General features: G+C 57.8%; 12 protein-coding genes and 1 other RNA gene. 11 read left to right on the top strand and 2 right to left on the bottom strand.

The features are described 5' to 3' along the window. The first annotated feature begins 35 nt into the window (after nucleotides 1-35). From EEB11_RS04015 to EEB11_RS04005, 3 genes are all read left to right on the top strand, one after another. Nucleotides 36-671, top strand: coding sequence for an HAD family hydrolase (locus EEB11_RS04015; RefSeq protein ID WP_135429125.1), 636 nt, complete (start codon nucleotides 36-38; stop codon nucleotides 669-671). Nucleotides 672-725: 54 nt separating this feature from the next. After that, an RNA gene (gene ffs, locus EEB11_RS04010) (signal recognition particle sRNA small type) lies at nucleotides 726-822 on the top strand. Between the two features lie 106 nt (nucleotides 823-928). Continuing rightward, complete coding sequence (locus EEB11_RS04005) at nucleotides 929-2,674, top strand: tyrosine-type recombinase/integrase (RefSeq protein ID WP_135429124.1); 1,746 nt, start codon at nucleotides 929-931, stop codon at nucleotides 2,672-2,674. Between the two features lie 473 nt (nucleotides 2,675-3,147). On the opposite strand, the gene EEB11_RS04000 is transcribed toward EEB11_RS04005, so the two are convergent. Then, a complete protein-coding gene (locus EEB11_RS04000; protein WP_210134372.1) occupies nucleotides 3,148-3,648 on the bottom strand; it encodes a restriction endonuclease in 501 nt (166 codons plus the stop codon). A gap of 630 nt (nucleotides 3,649-4,278) precedes the next feature. Here EEB11_RS04000 and EEB11_RS03995 point away from each other — a divergent pair. From EEB11_RS03995 to EEB11_RS03980, 4 genes are all read left to right on the top strand, one after another. Next, nucleotides 4,279-5,049, top strand: a complete 771-nt coding sequence (locus EEB11_RS03995) for a BPSL0067 family protein (protein WP_135429123.1) — start codon at nucleotides 4,279-4,281, stop codon at nucleotides 5,047-5,049. A gap of 792 nt (nucleotides 5,050-5,841) precedes the next feature. Next, the gene (locus EEB11_RS03990; RefSeq protein WP_135429122.1) at nucleotides 5,842-7,188 is read left to right on the top strand and encodes an IS5 family transposase; all 1,347 of its coding nucleotides are present in this window, start codon (nucleotides 5,842-5,844) and stop codon (nucleotides 7,186-7,188) included. Between the two features lie 500 nt (nucleotides 7,189-7,688). Continuing rightward, nucleotides 7,689-7,940: a GlsB/YeaQ/YmgE family stress response membrane protein gene (locus tag EEB11_RS03985; protein ID WP_135429121.1), complete on the top strand. Its 252-nt coding sequence runs from the start codon at nucleotides 7,689-7,691 to the stop codon at nucleotides 7,938-7,940. A gap of 31 nt (nucleotides 7,941-7,971) precedes the next feature. Beyond that, on the top strand, nucleotides 7,972-8,457 hold the full coding sequence (locus EEB11_RS03980; protein ID WP_135429120.1) for a YidB family protein: 486 nt from the start codon (nucleotides 7,972-7,974) through the stop codon (nucleotides 8,455-8,457). A gap of 477 nt (nucleotides 8,458-8,934) precedes the next feature. Here EEB11_RS03980 and EEB11_RS03975 read toward each other — a convergent pair whose 3' ends face one another. Beyond that, the gene (locus tag EEB11_RS03975; RefSeq protein WP_135429119.1) at nucleotides 8,935-10,254 is read right to left on the bottom strand and encodes a hypothetical protein; all 1,320 of its coding nucleotides are present in this window, start codon (nucleotides 10,252-10,254) and stop codon (nucleotides 8,935-8,937) included. A gap of 1,104 nt (nucleotides 10,255-11,358) precedes the next feature. Here EEB11_RS03975 and EEB11_RS03970 point away from each other — a divergent pair. The 4 genes from EEB11_RS03970 to EEB11_RS03955 all read left to right on the top strand — a co-directional run bounded on the left by EEB11_RS03970 (nucleotide 11,359) and on the right by EEB11_RS03955 (nucleotide 17,734). Beyond that, nucleotides 11,359-11,670, top strand: coding sequence for a helix-turn-helix domain-containing protein (locus EEB11_RS03970; RefSeq protein WP_135429118.1), 312 nt, complete (start codon nucleotides 11,359-11,361; stop codon nucleotides 11,668-11,670). Continuing rightward, complete coding sequence (locus EEB11_RS03965) at nucleotides 11,667-12,902, top strand: type II toxin-antitoxin system HipA family toxin (protein ID WP_135429117.1); 1,236 nt, start codon at nucleotides 11,667-11,669, stop codon at nucleotides 12,900-12,902. Before EEB11_RS03970 ends, EEB11_RS03965 begins: the two co-directional genes overlap by 4 nt. A gap of 249 nt (nucleotides 12,903-13,151) precedes the next feature. Further along, nucleotides 13,152-17,054 (top strand): NACHT domain-containing antiphage protein EruA, encoded by a 3,903-nt coding sequence (eruA, locus tag EEB11_RS03960; protein ID WP_135429116.1) that lies wholly within the window; start codon nucleotides 13,152-13,154, stop codon nucleotides 17,052-17,054. A 269-nt stretch (nucleotides 17,055-17,323) separates the two neighbouring features. Beyond that, nucleotides 17,324-17,734 (top strand): helix-turn-helix domain-containing protein, encoded by a 411-nt coding sequence (locus EEB11_RS03955; protein ID WP_245298761.1) that lies wholly within the window; start codon nucleotides 17,324-17,326, stop codon nucleotides 17,732-17,734. Nucleotides 17,735-17,758: the final 24 nt, after the last annotated feature.

The raw sequence follows: 17,758 nt of genomic DNA, 5'->3' as shown, positions 1-17,758 counted from the left end.
GGGATCGCTTGTCCCTGCACCAAGGGGAATGATCCGTGTTTGATGCCGTGTTCTTTGACCTTGACGGAACGCTGGTCGACAGCGAGCGTCTGACCGTGCAAACCGGGGCGGCTGCCTTTGCGGCGCAGGGGCATTCGGATGTCGAGGATCTGCTGCACGCGCTGGTCGGAATTGATCAGGTGACATCGGCCGGGATGATCCTGTCGCGGTTTCCGGGGCTGGATCTGGACCGTCTGAACAGCACCTGGCAGACCGCGTTTCTGGCGGCTCAGGCGGTTGATCTTCTGTTGAAGCCAGGCGCATCCGAGATTGTTCACGGCTTGCGCAACAGTCATGCGCTGGCGCTGGTCACCTCGTCGCGCCGCGATCCGGCAGAGGTGCGGCTGGTCCAGGCCGGGCTGCGACCGGCCTTTCATGCCGTTATAACCCGCGATGATGTGACCGCGCCAAAGCCGCATCCCGAACCCTATCTGCTGGCCGCATCCACGCTGGGCGTGGACCCTGCCCGCTGTCTGGTGTTCGAAGACAGCGAACCGGGGGCCGAAGCCGCATTTGCCGCTGGCATGACCGTGGTTCAGGTGCCCGATATCATCCCGGCCTCGGGACGCTTTGCCCATCACGTCGCCCGCAGCCTCGCCGATGGGGCCCGCTGGGCCGGCGTCTGGAGCTGACAGGGCGCGATCTGGGGCTTGCAAACATCGCTCCCCTGCCCTATCTGACGCGGTGAGAGGTTGGCGCGGGCGAGCGCCTCGCCAACCCGGTCAGGTCCGGAAGGAAGCAGCCGTAACGAGCCCCGCTTGGGTCGTTGTCCAGCCTCTCACCCTACCCCCTCCTAGCACCTTGAAAATGCAAGAGACCCTTAGTTTGTAAGGGCATCTTCTACAAATCTTGCTACAAGCGTTGCTACAAGCGGGGTGTCGGAGGGGACATGAAATACGTCCAGCAAGTCAGGGGAAAGTGGATCGTTCGCATCACGGTTCCGCCGGAGCTACGTGACATTATAGGCCAACGAGAGCTAGTTGAGAGCGACCTGCCGTCAGACGCCAAGACCCGCGAAAGGCTCGCGCACGGAATCATCAACCGCTTCTTCGCTAGGATAGACGAGGCTAGGCTGATGATCGACGCTCGAAAGAGTGCGCCTTCCGTCACCCTGTCCATGGCGGCTAAGAGCTACTATGCAAACGCAATCGCCACCGACGAGCAGGTGAGGGCGACCATGCCCACTATAGCGGAAATCGACGCGGAGAAAGAGCGGGCGCTCGACAGGCTGGCCGCTGAGCAGCGTAGCACCGGGCACACATCTGTCTCCGTCATCAATGCGACAACGGATTTTGAATTGAAGGCAGGTGCACGGCACTTCTACCAAAACAGCCGAACCAAGCGCCTCGCCGCGCTTCGTTCCAGCTTCAGAACCGGTGATACGCGCTGGATCGAACCTGCTGTAAAACAATATGTCGACGCCAATCACCGCCACCTTCAGCGCGATACGCAGGAATGGCGAGCCTTAGCAGACGCGCTGACCCGATCCGAGATCGAGGCCTTGGAGCGCACCCTCGAACGCGATCGAGGCGACTTTTCGGGTCGGCCAAGCGATCCGTTGCTGACGGCACCAGACCCCGAGTCCGGCCTCGTGCAGACCGTTGGCGGCAGGTCCGGTGGCCTGACCCTCACAGAGGCGCTGGCAGCCTTCCACGACGAGCGCACGGCCGGAGGCAGCACACTGGCTCCGAAGACGATGGAAGAGCATCGAAACGCGGTGCGCATGTTCAACGAGTTCATGGGCGCCGATGTCGCTGTCGGCTCCATTTCGAAGAAGAACGTGATCGACTATAAACAGGCGCTCTTGAAGACGCCCAACCGATACACCATGCGCTTCCCCGGCCTCACCCTGCCCCAGGCGATCAAGGCGAACGCCAAACTGGCCGAGCCCATCCCGACGCTGGCACCGAAGACGATCAACATGAAGTGGTTGTCGCACCTGTCCAGCATCCTGCAATGGGCATCGAACAACGACCACGCTGACACAAACCCTGCGAGGGAGGTTCGCGTGGATACTGGCAGCAAGGTTCATCGCGAGCCGTCTTATCTGCCGTTCAGCAAGAATGAGCTCAAGAAGATCTTCGGGTCCCCGATCTTCGCAGATCCCAAGGCCTACGGTCTGAACCAGTGGGCGCTCCTGGTAATGCTCTATACGGGTGTCCGAAACTCGTCCGAGATGGCACGGATGCAGCTGGCGAACATCTACGCAGAGCAGACCATCCCGGTGTTCTACCTGGCTGATGCCTCGAAAAACCAGCGGAGCAAGCGCCTTGTCCCGATCCATGACGACCTGGTTCGCCTTGGGTTTCTAGATCACGTAGAACGTCTGCGAACTGCCGGCGAAACGCTGCTGTTCCCGCAGTGGGCCAAACGACCCGACAAGGTGAATGACTGGTTCAACAACACGTTCCTGGTGAACATCAGCCTCAAAAGCAAGCAGAAGGTCTTCTACAGCTTCCGCCACACCCTCGCGACGGAGCTGGCGCGGGCGGGTGTCCCGCGCGAAGTGTCGAAGATGATCTCGGGTCACGCTCCGCAGGACATCGCGTCGGTTTACATCCACGCGACGCCCATCACGATGATGGCTGATGCCCTCAACAAGGTGAAGTTCGAGCTGCCGATACCCGGTCTGTGATGGGGTCATGTTCGAATTCCTCAGTTTCTCGAACGTGACGCCGCGGTCATGTTATCCGCCGCGCCCGAAGGCCAGCATGAGTTCACTGCGCTTTGTAGCGTGCTCGGACTCTTTGGCAGGCTAGGACGAGGTGGCAATCGTCCAAGGACAGCACCACCACCGGGTTATCATGGACGAGGCTAGCTATGCCTCGTTTCATGCCCTCCACAGCGCTGGCCAGCACGGTCACCTCGTCAATTGCCCCCTGTGCCCCGGGGATGAGGACGCTGCCACCAGGCAAGTCTATCTTCAGATCTTCACCCATCGAGCTGAAGGTGGCGCAGTCAGTCGCGCGCTCTCTGCGCTGCCCCACAGGTCGTGACATCGGGTCCAGATGCCGCAGGCCCTCAAGAAGGTCTACCACCTGCACACGGACTGACTTCGTTGGCGGGACGTCGTCTGAGCGCATCGACATGGTCGTCATCCTTCAAACCTCAGAGAAATAGTCCTCGTCCACCGTGTTGATGGTGTAGGTGCTGCGCGCACGGACGCCGACGCCATACTGGATCATCAGGCCGGCGAGGCGCTGGCCGTTGATCAGGCGGATGCGGTGCTGGACTCGTTCGATATAGCTGGTCGCGTCGCGTGAAAAAATTCGACGTGGTGACGAAGACCCCCTTCGTCGCGCCCTCGCCTGTCAGAGAGCCGCCGAAGCGCTGCAGGTCCGGTCGGCCGACCTTGTAACTGGGGTCGTAACGCTTTGCCTGGATGTAGATGGCATCGAGCCCCAGAGCGTCTTCGTCGATTACCCCGTCGATCCCGCCATCGCCCGTGGCGCGTGTCATGCGACCGTTGCTGAGATCGCCGCCCCCATAGCCCATCGCGGCCAGCAGATCGAGGATCAGCCTTTCGAACCGGATCGGGTTCATCGCCTGGAGCAGGCCCTGCAGGTCGTCACGGAGTGCGGCATTCATCACCTTGTGGGCGGAGGCCATCGCGTCCTCGGGTATCTGTGTTCAGAAGAGCGCCCGCATGTCGCTGAGAAAGCCATAGCTTCGCTCGTAAACTCCCGAATGAAGCTTCCAGCACCTACGTTGTCGGGCAAGGCACTTGAACACTATTGACCGCTACTATGAACGGCCATACCTTTTCTGCGCAGTGGCACTAGTGAGGAACCGAAGAGTGACGCTATCCAGGGACTCGTTGCAGAGTGTTATTCGTAAACCCAACCTTCCCGGTGCGCGCCCCGCATTTGTCAGGCTTTCAACATTAAGCGTCCTGATCTTGGCATTGACTGCGGGGTGTGTCAGTGAGCAAGCCTCCTCTGGAAATGTGGGCTCGACGGGAGAGGTATTATACCTCACTTATGTTACCTGCGTTGAAAAGAATGCGCGCGAGATCAAGAACGGGTCAGGCGTCGATGCAGCTCTAGAGCGGGCGCACAGTAGCCCTGAGTGTCAAGGACACTTTGATGGATATATTTCATACCTTATCAAGAGATCGCAGGCCAAAACTGGATTTTCTCGTGTCGATCAATCCGTCAAGCCAGCGGTGGCAAATGGTGTCAAAGTCGAAGCCTTTTCTTTGATAAAGTCTTACGGGCTTTAGAGTTGGTGGAATTCAAAATGAAGATCACGATCATTGTCGCTATAGCGTGTGGATACCTGTGCCAGGTTGCTCCTGTTTACGCTGACGCTAGTGTTGCAACGCGGGCCGCACTAGATGAGCATGGCCGTATCCAGCAAGGGCTGAGCAGGACCATCGACTGGAAGGCAGCTTTCGCAGGTGTGAAGCAGTTACCAGGTCAAAGCTGCCAGCGTGGAGCTGCACAGTGCCGTGTCGTTGATGATACTGCCTTAGAAAAAAAATCTTCAGCGCAAGCTTACAAAGCGGCCGTTCTATTGAACCCAGATCGGAAGATCCGTACGTCCCAAACATCTGGTCTAGCGCAAAAGTATTTGACGTTAGCATTTGAAAGTGGGGAATATAAGGGGTACATAGCACCCGCGCAGTACCCACAGGATTTGATAAAGGAGTGCGTAGCTTTAACAAGGGCATTGTCCGGCGTCAAAAACACTGCAACTTGGCGTAAAGGCGCAGAGTTATCGCCAAATGCTTCAGGGCTTTATCCAGATATACCGGTAGGAACGCCACTCGCCACTTTTGATCCTACGACTGAGCTCTATTACTCAGAAGGGAAGACAGTGAAAGGAGAATGGCAGCATACTGGGATATTCTTGGGATATATTTCTAATGTAGATGGCGATGTAATCGGGATTGCTTTGGTGGATCAGTACCAGATAAGTGGATCAAAGCCAGCTGGAGTAAGTGACTATTATTTTGGAGATACAAAGTCTTTCTTGAAGAACGCTAGTAACTACTCCGTGGTTAAGTAGAGCTATGGTGAGTTTTACCTATAAATTATTGAATTTCTGAACAGGACTTGTTATATCGGTGACGAGAAGGGAAATTACGACATCACAGAACAGTCTCGCTAAGAACACCTCGACTACCGCGGGGTCTTATCACGGAAGCAGGCAAAGCCTGATCGGCGAGACGCGAATGTTTATCGATGCAGTCACCGAGTGATCGAGACGCCGCTTAGCCCCGGATCCTGATGCTGCCAGAAGTCATAATTGTCGACGAGGGCGGTCGCTGGTGCCAGGATGGCAGCGATCTATCGGTCTGCAAAGTTCCGCTCAGCAAGCGCATCTGCGGCCTGAGCCAGAAGATTTTTCATGATGATCATATTCTGCGCGGTCATGGCCGCGCGTCTGCATCGGAAGGTAGAACGACACCGCAACATCCGGCGCGGCGTCGATCAGGTCGGTCAGGCATACCGACTAGGTGGGTAGAGAAAGGCCTCTGTAACGTCGTGGATGAGCCGCAGCGCCCTTTTCGCGGTATGCCTTCTAGGGATGGAGGGTCTGGCATCCCCAGTCTGCCACCACCCGAGCCAACCCCATCGCTGACGCATCATTCTTCTAGGACTTCGCATCTCCATGCATGTCGCAAGCAGTTCAGCCCTTCGACACCCCTCCCCATATCCGTGACGCCTCAGGCTACCAAGTTCGCGCTGAACAACCCCCATGCCATTGATTTTGCGTTGAAACGGCGCGGTTTTTCTCGCCATGGCTTGCAGGGTTTTGTATGATCTGCGGCGAAACCCTGCAATTTCGGTTCTGGCCATGAAGCACCGCCCGCGCCCCCAGGAACAAGACGATCTGCTGCGCCCGCGTCTGGTCGACATGATCGATCCGCGACATGAGTTGGTGAAGCTTTCGGCGCTGATGGACTGGGAGGTGTTCGAGCGAGAGTGGGCGGGGTTCTTTCCGTCGCAAAAGGGTCGGCCCGCGACAGAACCGCGGCTGGTGGCGGGGCTACTGTATCTGCAGCACGCCTATCGGTTGTCGGACGAGGCGGTGGTCGCGCGCTGGGTCGAGAACCCGTATTACCAGCACCTCACCGGCGAGACCTTCTTCCAGCATCGCTTGCCCGTCGACCCCTCCTCACTGACCCGTTGGCGTGGTCGCATTGGCGAGGAAGGCGTCGAGTGGCTGCTGGCCCAGACCATCCGGGCTGGCCAGAAGGCCGGGGCCATCGACGAGGACAGCTTCAAGCGCGTGGCAGTGGACACGACAGTGATGGAAAAGGCCATCGCCCACCCCACGGACTCCCGGCTTTATGAGCGGGCGCGTGAACAGATGGCCGTCCTGGCGCAGGAGGCCGGGGTGGAGCTGCGCCAATCCTACGCCCGCCTTGCCCCGTGGCTGGCGCTGCAAGTGGGCCGCTACGCCCATGCCAGGCAGTTCAAGCGCATGCGCAAGGCATTGAAAAAGCTGAAGGGCTATACCGGCCGGGTCATGCGCGACCTCCGCCGCCACCTGCAAGACATCCCCGAAGGCAGCCTGCGGGACCGGATCATTGCAAAGCTCGCCTTGGTGTCGCAACTCTTGCACCAAGCACCCAAGGGGGCGGACAAGATCTACGCCCTGCACGAGCCGGAGGTCGACTGCATCTCGAAAGGCAAGGCCCGGGTGCGCTACGAGTTTGGCTGCAAGGTCAGCGTGACCACCACGTTGGACGAGGGCTTCGTAGTCGGGATGCGCAGTTTTGCGGGCAACCCATACGACGGTCACATCCTGAGAGAGGCGCTCGAACAGGTCACGATCCTGACCGACCAACGCCCCGATCTGGCAGTCGTCGACCGCGGCTACCGCGGCCATGGAGAAGACAAAACCCGCGTCCTGATCAGCGGCACGAGGCGCGGGCTGACGCCAAAACTCGTCGCAGACCTCCGCCGACGAAGCGCCATCGAAGCCGAGATCGGCCACATGAAAACCGACGGCCGCCTGTCGCGATGCCCGTTGAAAGGCATCATCGGCGACGCCGTCTTCGCCGTGCTCTGCGCCTGCGGCCACAACATTCGCAAGATCCTGGCCCACCTCAGGGCTTGGCTTGCGCTGATCATAGCCGAAATCTTGCCGGCCCCAACCGCCACGGATCGGAGAGATCGGGCCCTCAAACCGGCCTGATCACATTGTTCAGGCTGAACCAGATAGACCCGAACGCCGCCCGGCCCTGCTGGCCATGATAGCGACGTCCTGAGCAGTCGGTCCATCGACCCCAGAACGACGCCGTTCCCCATTTCTCTGCGCCAGCAGAGACAGCCAGAGCGAGCCACTGAGCGTCGCTGTGGCGCGGCCGGTCCTCCCACAAGCGAAATCTACCAGACCCCTTTCAAATCGACTCTCCGTGAGTCTGCGCGTCAAAGGAGCGCCTGTCAGGTCTGGTTTGAAAGGTCACGTCCGTCAAGGTGTCACTACCATGAGGGGCAAACGGCTGCCGATTTCTAGGAACTATCCGCACTACCCTTCACAGGTATCTTGACACAGGACGCTCGAACCGCGCGATAAGTGATAAGCGATTGAGCAGTAGGACCAGCCGGCTCAGTCAGGGATGACATGCGGCTAGGAACTCGATAGTTGGAAGAGGGTTGTTACTTGCAAGGCAATCAACTGAAGGATCATCCGCCATGGGCATTATTTGGACTATCATCATCGGGTTTCTGGCAGGTGTGATCGCAAAGTTCGTGATGCCGGGTGACAAAGAGCCCTCTGGGTTCATCCTGACAACGATCTTGGGGATCGTCGGAGCTTTCGTGGCAACCTTTCTTGGGCAATCCCTCGGTTGGTATTCACAAGGTGAAGGCGCAGGTCTCATCGGTGCTGCTGTCGGCGCGATCATCGTCCTAGCGATCTGGGGCTTCATGAGCCGTCGCGCCTAATTTCACTCATTTAGTAACCTAGGAGCTTTTCATGTCTCGATCGTCGCCTTCTCTCCTCGCCTTGCTCGGCCTCGTGGCAGTTGCAGGATATCAAAACCGCGGTCGGATAAGTGATATGTTGTCCGATGCTCGCCTAGGTTCTTCGTCCGATACAGCCGGCCGTGCGGACACTGAACGCAGTGGTGGTTTTCTCAGTGAAGTCAGCGGCCTCTTCAGTGCGGGTTCGGCAGGCAGCACTCTGTCGGCTGGGCTCAGTGACCTGGTCAACCGCTTCAAAGAAACCGGACGGGCAGACACTGCAGAGACATGGGTCTCGTCGCAGCCGAATAGGCCCATGGATGTAAGTGAACTTGAGTCGGCCATCGGTCAAGAGACACTGGACGAGCTGAGCCAGAAGACCGGCCTTTCTCGCTACGAACTCCTCCTTCGACTGAATGCAGCCCTTCCAAAGGTCGTAGACCGCTTTACACCGGACGGTCGCCTGCCAAACGAAACAGAGGCCAGCACATACGGCTGAATACGTGCACCAATGGTGTATCGTCGTCGGGCGGAAGGGTTTGGAGATCGTTTGAGGCTCTTGCGTAACGTCTGGATCGCAGAACGTAGCTCGCTTTTTCAGCATCTGGTGGGCACATGGATCAAAAGTGTGCTGATGGAAGACGAACCTTCGCCTGTTTCACTCCCTGCAAGCGCTTTTCTTTTGCTTGCTGCCTTAGCTGGGCTAGCTGCTCTCAAGAGGAGGCTAGCGTGGTCCCTGATGCTGTCGAGCGTTCATCGCAGCAGCAAATAGGTGAGCCAGTTATCGAGTCATCGATCGATCCCAGAACGCTGCCTTTCCACAAGTTCCCACGAACAGCATCAGTCTAAGCCCGCCGAAGCGACTCACTGAGGGCCGTTGTGGCGTGGCCAGCCTCACCACGACAAAAACGTCTGGACCCCCTTCAAATCGACTGTATGCGAGTCTTTGGGGCCAACCTTATAGCCAAAGATATGATCAGCCCGTCAGACGTGTCGTGTGCACGTACAATGGTGATTGGACAGCTCTGCGAGGATGAGATTGGCGAGAGACTGACAGCCGGGAAAGTCTGATTAACGGACGTTTCCGCGACGAAGCAGGCCGATGACGCGCACGGATACGCACATCACCGGCCCGCTTGTTATCCCTCTCACCGGATAGCTTGCTTATATCAGATCCAGAGCGAACAGTGAATCCCTCGCGAGTGCCGATCATGGCATTCGACGTGACCGGTGAAGCCGTTTCGGTCGACACTTTGATCGAACCTCCCCGACGGCGAACCTCAGCCTGCAGATCATTAAAGTAGACCTTTGCCACCCGCTTCATCGGATCGCTGAGCATGAACGGATGGTCGATCCCCAGATAGTCCGCCGTTCGACTGGCATCTTTCAAAAGGTAATCGGACCATCCAGCAGCATTGTAGAGCGGCACCATATCGAGCTGACGTTGACCTCCGAGTGCACCAGACGCTGGTGAAGCAGCCTTTCGCAAAGCATTGCGAAGCCGCGTCAGATCATCACTGGAGAAACCGGACGTGTGTATGACACCATGCAGATGCAGACGGCTGCCATCACGCTCGGGCGTCACTTCGAAGACGAAGGCATAGGGCAAGTTCCTGAAGCCGGCCGCCGCCAGATGATGATGGAGGTTCTGCCTCATACGAAGACGAGGATCATCGTGGTCCACAAGCATTGATTCACGCCGAATACCGAGGTTCAGCGTAACAGCCATGCCTCTTACGGCTGCTGTGCTCCAGATCGCTGCAACCAGTTTGTCGCGCGGGTGCATCTTGTCCTTCCTGCCTTTGCTCTTTGTGCCAGACCAGGTCTTTTTGAGGGCTGTTCGATCCAGTTGAGCTGCCACTCGTCGCGGTTGGCGCACAATGGATAGCTTTGTAGCTGCGATCCTGTAGACGGCGGCTCTTGAGCTTTCCTGCTGTAGGGATGAACAGTCAGAAGATCTGGGAACTCCGTCGTCTTCCTCATAATGTGGGTGGTGAAGGACACTGGGGAGGTGGTCAGTATGCTGGTCGACGGGTGTCTGTAGGGACGTGTCATCTGCATACTGACAGGGGTCGCTACATCCCTCCGCAATCACCTTGGTTTCCTCAAGGAAGCCATGCTGATCAACATCCGCGCCCGCGACAATACGCGGTCGCAGATTTTCACCATAAGATCCATGGCCGATGCCGTCCAGGTCGTTGGACATGGGGGGAGAGGCGATCGAAAGATCGCGGAGAGAAGACGCCAGGATGGCATCGGGATCAGCGCCGAAAGCGCCGCTGCAAATCGTGGTCATGGAAGCATCCAGGGGGAGAGGAAAGTGCGCGAAGCTTTCTATGCGGACATTCCGCAAACTCAGCCTCAGTTGGCTTTATGCTTCGTGCTTGATTCTTCGCTCTAGAACACTGCGATCCGGTCTCACTGGACCTCTTGCAAATTGAGCTTACGACGATGCGAACAAATTCGCAACACAGCTGTTGCGATAATGACGCACAGCTCCATCGGCTGGTCGAGTTTCTCTTGTGATCGACAATACTTTGATGCGGGAGGGTTACGAAACGGACCATGACGGAAAAGATGAACCGCGGCCGCTCATGCCCTCCACCTGGTTCTTCTCGCGTAGAACACGTGTGCAGTGACTGAGGTGCAACTGCGCGAAAGCCCAAGATGATGCCAGACTCGCTGTGGCGACCGCTGAGGTGCATCCGCATCTTTGTCGGCCATTCACCTAGCGTCAACTATGTAGGTGCTGCCCTGGACCGCCCCAGAGCGCCTGCAAAAGTCGCAGACGGGCTGGACAACAAAAGCGATCCCTTCTGCGCTTTGTCGCTCGACGATCTCGGACGCAACAGGCCTTCCTTTCAAGGAGCAATCCACCGTAGTCAAGCTGAGCAACGTCAGTCGCCAATGATGCTCACGACGTGGCACGCGTCCCGATCGGATCGTCCGTGGTCAGAATCCCAGCTGTATTGACCGTCAGATTTCGAAGGCGTGACGGCGATTTTCGATTTCGTTGACCCATACCAAAGTCCGTCGCTTCGGGAAAAACGCGTTTTCAGGGTCCGAAAACGGTAGAAGTGGTTAAATGAGACTTCGTGGACCCAATAAAATAAGGGAATCAGAGGTGCCGTCAGTTAACTTTTCCATGGTGACGGGACTTGGAAATCTTCCATTTCCAGCGCGAAATCTTACCTTTTCTCGCGCTAATCTTACATCCGAGGCACAGTATGTGACATTTTACTTTCCGACTATTTTTGTTGGAAAGCACCAATGTTAACGTCTGGGCCATGAAATAGCGCCCACACAACATTGGATCTAGCGCGCTTCGAACCTACCAGATTATAGATCACATGATAGCCATTACTAGAACGATGAACATCTTTCGACTAACATGTGAGCCATGATACCGAATCTCGACACAGCTTCAGACATTCGCGAGGTTATCCGAGAGCGGGCCCGGTCGCGGCGTGTTGCGCTCAACCTCACACAGGTGGAATTGTCGGCGCGGTCTGGCGTGCCTCTCGGAACGCTCAAGCGCTTCGAACTGACAGGAGAAGTGGCGTTCACAACCCTGCTCGCGATGGCGGAAGCTCTCGACGCTCTGGATGGGTTTCACAGCCTGTTTCCCATACCTGAAGCCCGCACCCTTCAAGATGTTGAGCGTCAGTCGCAACCACCGAAGCGGGTTCGCGCGCGAAAGAAGATCACATGACCCGCCGCCTGTTGGTTTCTCTGGAGTTTGACGATCAGTCATCATCACCTGTCGGAACGATGGGCTGGGACGCTGCGACACGCCAGGCTGTCGTTGAGTGGGACACCACCTTCGCTGCGCAGCCATTGCCCTTGAGCCCTCTGCTCGTCAAGAGCCACAACAGCCTCCTGAGGCCGCAGGGACGCGCTTTTGGTGATCTACCCGGTCTCTTTGGTGACAGCCTGCCAGACGGCTGGGGGCGGCTTCTGATTGACCGGGAGCTGGCAGCGCGTGGTCGGCGGTCAGTTGATATCTCAGACATGGATCGCCTCGCGATGATCGGCCGTGCTGGCATGGGTGCGCTGACCTATCGACCGGAGGTGCAGCCAGACGCCGTTGAGGAGATCAGCCTTGACTGGTTTGACCGACTGGTGCCCAAAGTGGGTGGCGCTGCGACAGCGGACGATCTGGAGCGTTTGCGTATGATGGCCGGCGGGTCTCAGGGCGCTCGACCGAAGTTCGTGGCTCAGCTTTCGGACGACGGATCGCGTCTGCGCAGCCACCGGATGACAGCGGAGGCGGGCTGGCGTCATGTGCTTGTCAAGAGGCGCGCACTTTCAGATTCAGAGGGTGCAGTCGAGGCCGAATCTGCGTATGCGACAATGGCTCGCGCCGCAGGGATAAACATGACACCGGTGCAGGTGATCCGCGCAACGTCGGGTGAACCCTTCTTCGTCACGGACCGTTTCGACCGCGATGTTGCGCAGCGTCTGCACATGCAGACTGTAGCTGCGCTGTTGGACGTCGACTTCCGGACTGCGACCCTCGACTACATCGAATTGATGAAGGTGGTGCGTCTCATGACCCGCGATCAGCGCGCGGTGGAGGAAATGTTCCGCCGAATGGTGTTCAACATCCGCACCCTTAACCGCGATGATCACCTCAAGAACCACGCGTTCCTGATGGACAAGACTGGTTCATGGTCTCTTGCGCCCGCCTATGATCTCAGCTTCAGCAGCGGTCCTGGCGGTGAACATACGCTGCTTGTGGCTGGGGAAGGCCGTAGACCGGGGCGGGTACAGATCAACGAGGTGGCCGCGAAGGCGGGGATCAAGCCGAAGCGGGCCGCAGCGATCGTTGAGGAGGTGGATAACTCGGTTGCGAGGTGGTTGGATGTGGCGGATAAAGCTGAAGTTCCTGCAGGCCGCCGGACGGAAATTCTTACCGTTGTGACCGAGGCGCTGAATTGGTAAACCCTGACGCCTGCCCAGATTGCGTGTAGGGCGGAGAGCAGACAGTCGATGTGTGAAGCCCCACCGACCACCCTGGGCAGGAATTCGGACGGTCAGGAGCCAAGGCAGCATACGTTCGCAGCAGGGGCATCACTCCAGCTTGCGACGCAGTTCATCAGGTTGCATGCTCGTCAGGTGCTCAATCATTAGAAAGATCAACCACTGCCGTCGTTCCATGTCCCTCGCAAGCTTTTGTTGGGTGATAGACTGGTGCCAGAACCGGGACTGCTGTCTGAACCTGGCGTCGCAATCGTTTTAGCCGAGCCAGGGGCGGGAAAATCTGCCCTGCTGGCAAGTCTTGCTGCGCGGTTTGGCACCAAGCCAGTCAAAGCCAGCATCTTCGAAAGAACAACTGCGCCCTGCATCGTCGTCGATGCCTTCGATGAAGTTGCTCGCATTGATCCGACAGGCCTTCATCGCGCTTTGAAAGAGCTGCGACATACGGGAGCTAATCGCACAATCCTTTCGAGCAGATCCGGGGAGTGGAGCGACGCAGACACCCGTCTGCTGCATGACATCCTGGGTATCGAGCCGATCCTCGCCAGATTGGTCCCTTTTGATCAAGACGAGCAGGCTCTGCTCTTTCGCCATCGCCATCCAGGCGCCAGCTTCGAGAATTTCCTCTCCGATGCCGCCCGCCACGACCTAACTCATCTCCTTGGCAATCCAGAGTTCCTGAACCTGTTCGCGGATGCGTTCGTTCAGGCCGGAGGTCGATTCACGAACCGAGATGAGATCTTCGGCGACGCGGTTCGCTATCTGGCTCGCGAGACAAATAGGTCAGTTTCTACACGTGACGCGCCTACAGCTGAGCAACGTATCGCTTGGGCGGACGAAGTCTTTGCGCGCCTCCTGTTGTCAGGTTCCGATGGGGTTTCAATGGCTGCAATCGCCGAAGGCCCAACATTCCCCCATCTCGCTGACCTTGGCCTGCCCGACCAACGACTCCCCTCAATACTCGATACCCGCCTTTTTAGACCGGCCGCTGGCGCTGACCGGCATGAACCTGTTCACCGCATTGTTGCAGAGCACTGCGCAGCCCGGGCGCTTGTCCAACGGGTTGACGATCCTGCAAATACATTCACTGTGAAGCAGTGTCTGAGCATCATAGCACCCAACGGTGCCACCCGCGATGACCTTCGTGGTCTCCTTGGTTGGATGGCGGCATTGGGAAGCCAGAATGTCCAGGATGCGGCAATCGATGTTGACCCCTATGCAGTCCTCTCAAACGGGGATCCATCGCGTCTCTCGGTTAGGTCCAGACATCGACTTCTTGAAGCCCTCGGCAAACTGGAGGCCGATGATCCCTTCTTCCGCCGTGTAGATCGCTGGCGAAGTTTCAGTGCCTCGGGGTTCTTTTCTCCTGACATCGTTGATGCGATCCGCCCAATGATCGTTCGCGAAACCGGAGGTGACTTGCGCGCGCTGCTGCTCGAGCTTCTGTCGGGTTCGCCTGCGGTCACTTCGCTGCGTCCAGAACTGGAAGCGATCGTGCTGGACGACACTGCCACACCGCAGTGCAGGCACGCAGCGTTCGATTGCCTCTCAAGGGAACAGCTCGACCTGGCACCGATGGTCGATCCACTTATCGCGTCTGGCACGAACGAGGTCCTGCGTCTCGCTGCAAAGATCTTTACCCACATGGGGGTCAGACGCCAACCTCGCGAAAAGCTTCGGGACCTGCTTCTGGCCTGCGCCAACTTGTACCCGACGGATCCAAGAGAGCGCGAACGCGTGATCGGATCACGGTACTTCATACGAATTCTAGTGCGGGACTTCGACGCTGATCTGTGTGGTTGGCTGCTTGACGAGGTTACACAGGGCTTGGCGTGCACTTGCGGTGCGCGTTCATGGGAATGTCACTGCCGAGATGGCATCAGCAAAATTAGTGGGCATCTCCTTGACCGATTCTTCGACATCGCCGAGGCGCCGCGGGATCCTGCGAGGATCTGGAGCTGGCTGAAACCACTTAACTTCCATCGCAAGGCCAGTGCCAAGGACAGCCCAGCAGTCCGTGTCCTGCAGGAGGACCATGACCTGCGCCGTGAAATTCAGCGGCTGACGTTCGACGGGCTAAAAACGCGGGAGGTCATGATTGACCAAGGAATCGACCGCTATGGACACGCTGGCCTCTCCCTCCTGCGCGACGATTTTCGGCCCTTGATGGACTATGCGTTTGCCACGGATAATGTCGAGCTTTGGGACTTCTTTTCGCCATCGCACCATTTCTACGCCGGACCGAGGGAACGAGGTCCGAACGATCTGCGGCAGCATGCGCGATGGCAAGCGCAGCAGAAGCCAGCATTCCTCGAAAGGTGGGCACTTCGGCAGCGCAGGCAGTTCGATTATTGGCAGCAGAACAGCGATCGACGCTCTCGCTTCCAAGCCCGTCGGCGCCGTCGAGATCGTGCAGATGAAGGCAAGGCGGTCAGATCACTGACTCGAGATCGCGGCATTATCGAAGCAGGCCAACACAAAGGCTGGCTGACCTACATCGCGCGCTCTTACTTGGTTCAACCGAATGACATGGACGAGCTTACGCGCGGGTTGATTGACGTAGACGCGTCCCTGAGGAACTATCTCCGCAATGTCGGCGATGACATCCCGACCTTGGAACAGTGTGCGTTGGGCACCACACGCGCAAGCGTAGTCAGGCTCCATGCCGCCTGTGTCGCCGAGTTCAGAGCCATCGGTGACCTGTCGAATATTGATCGGCGTGTCCTTGCGGCGGTCCGAACAGATATCGGTGGATACAATTGGGGCACTGAGGGTGAACGCGAGCGCTTCGAAGGGGCCGTCGACGCATCGTTTTTTGGTAGTGAGCCTGAAGCAGACGCATTCATAACAGGGTATGTCGAAGCCCAGCTCGCTTCGGGCAGCGAAACCGCCGACGTAAGCTGGCTGGAACGCAAGGAAACGTTCCGTAATCTTCTGCTAACACGTCCTCTGGAATGGTTGCGCAAGTTTCCGGTCATCGCGCACCATCCCTTGAATCGCCTCTTCGATATGGCTTTTCGTTACGGGGATCGTGAAGACCTGCTTGCATTGATCCGGGAACGCTGTGCAGATCTTGACTACGGCATGCTGCCCCACAGGCTTGAAGCGCAACGGCGCTTTTGGTTCCTTCGCCACTTCTGGTTCGTGGATGACGATCAGTCAGCTGTCTGGTCGGTTCTGGATCGTGATCCGGATTTCATCTTCGAACTCGAACACATCAGAAGTGAGCAAAGAGGCGACGATGCAACGTGGCCCGACCTGAGTGCCGCGAAAATCGCGCGAATCTTGGACACGTTCATCGACCGCTGGCCGCCTGTCCCACTTCCTTCAAGTTGGGGCACTGGTAGCCCGAAACCTGAAACCGCCTATCGCTATCTGAGTGACATCGTCTACATGATTGGACGGGATACGACGGACGCTGTCTTGCTGGTTCTGGATGGCCTTCTCGCCGATCCTCGGATGGCACCGTTTCATAGAAATCTGCGAAGCATCCGGGCGGCGAGCAAGCGCACAAGATCCCTACGCGACTTTACTCCAGCGAGCGCTGCAGCCGTCAGAGCTGCACTTGATCAGGGACGGCCAGCCAGCGTTGAACACATGCGCCGCATCGTTTTCGAGTACCTTGGACGCTTGCAGGAAGATATCCACGGCGGCGATCTTGGAGTGATCGATCAGTTCTACGAGAAAGGGCAGCGCCTCGGTGAGAACGCCGCCACGAAGCGTATCGTAAATTGGCTGAGACCCCGCCTTGAGCCCCTAGGTTTCGTGGATGTGATTGAACATCAGCTTGCCGACGGCAATCGATGCGACATTACAGCCTCCATCCAGACGCCCGCAGGGAGAAAGATGCTGGTTGTGGAAGTCAAAGGCCAATGGAATGCCGAGCTCTTCACGGCCGCCCAGATGCAACTTGCAGAACGCTACACGGTACATCCAACGGCAGAAGAACAAGGTCTCTATCTGGTCCTCTGGTTTGGCGCCGATGAAAAGATCGCAGGTCTGAAGAACCGCGCGAACTTGCAGGTTTCTGATCTGAAAAAGAAGCTTGAAGAAGGCCTGCCCGTCGAGCTTGTTGGCAAGCTTGATGTAGTGGTTCTTGACCTCGCGAGGCGGTGAAACCAGAGTTTACGGCAACCGCGCTTGAACGGCGGCTTTGGGTGATGGACCCATTAGCACAAGGTTAGCTCGACCGTCCTCTAAGGCCGATAGCGCTCATCGCTTTACCGGGAGGTGGAGGATTGAGCCGCCCCCGACCTGCCGACACCGCCAGCACCCCCATCGCATTCACGTGAATTCTCTAGGACTTCGCATGTCCCACCAGGTCGCTCAAACTCCCACCCGACCAGCGTTCTCGGTCGCGGTAAGTATGTCAGGTCACCAACCACATGAGCGAGACCATGACGAACCCGTATCAAAACACCGCAACCGCTAAGCTAATCGCTGACCGTGTCCGCGACCTGTCGCACCGCAAGACCCAAGCCGAGATCGCTTCGGAGGCCGGCTTCGCGAACGCGAACATGATGACCTTCCTGAAAAACGGGAGGAACAAGGTGCCGCTGGACAGGGTGCCGTCTTTGGCGAAGGCGCTCGAGGTCGATCCGGCCTATCTTATGCGTCTGGCGCTGGACCAAGCTGTCGGTGCAACAGCAGCGAAGGCGATCACGGACATCTTCGGTTCGCCTGCAACCGAGAACGAACGCGGATGGCTCGCTGAGCTGCGTGACGCGTCTGACAACAGTGACCCAAGGCTGACCGCAAGGTCACGCACCGCACTGAGGGGGATCTTTGGCAAATGACCTCTTCCAGCGACGATGGTGTAT

Source organism: Pseudotabrizicola sediminis, assembly GCF_004745575.1.
Classification (GTDB): domain Bacteria; phylum Pseudomonadota; class Alphaproteobacteria; order Rhodobacterales; family Rhodobacteraceae; genus Pseudotabrizicola; species Pseudotabrizicola sediminis.
This window is presented reverse-complemented; position numbering and strand designations above follow the sequence as displayed.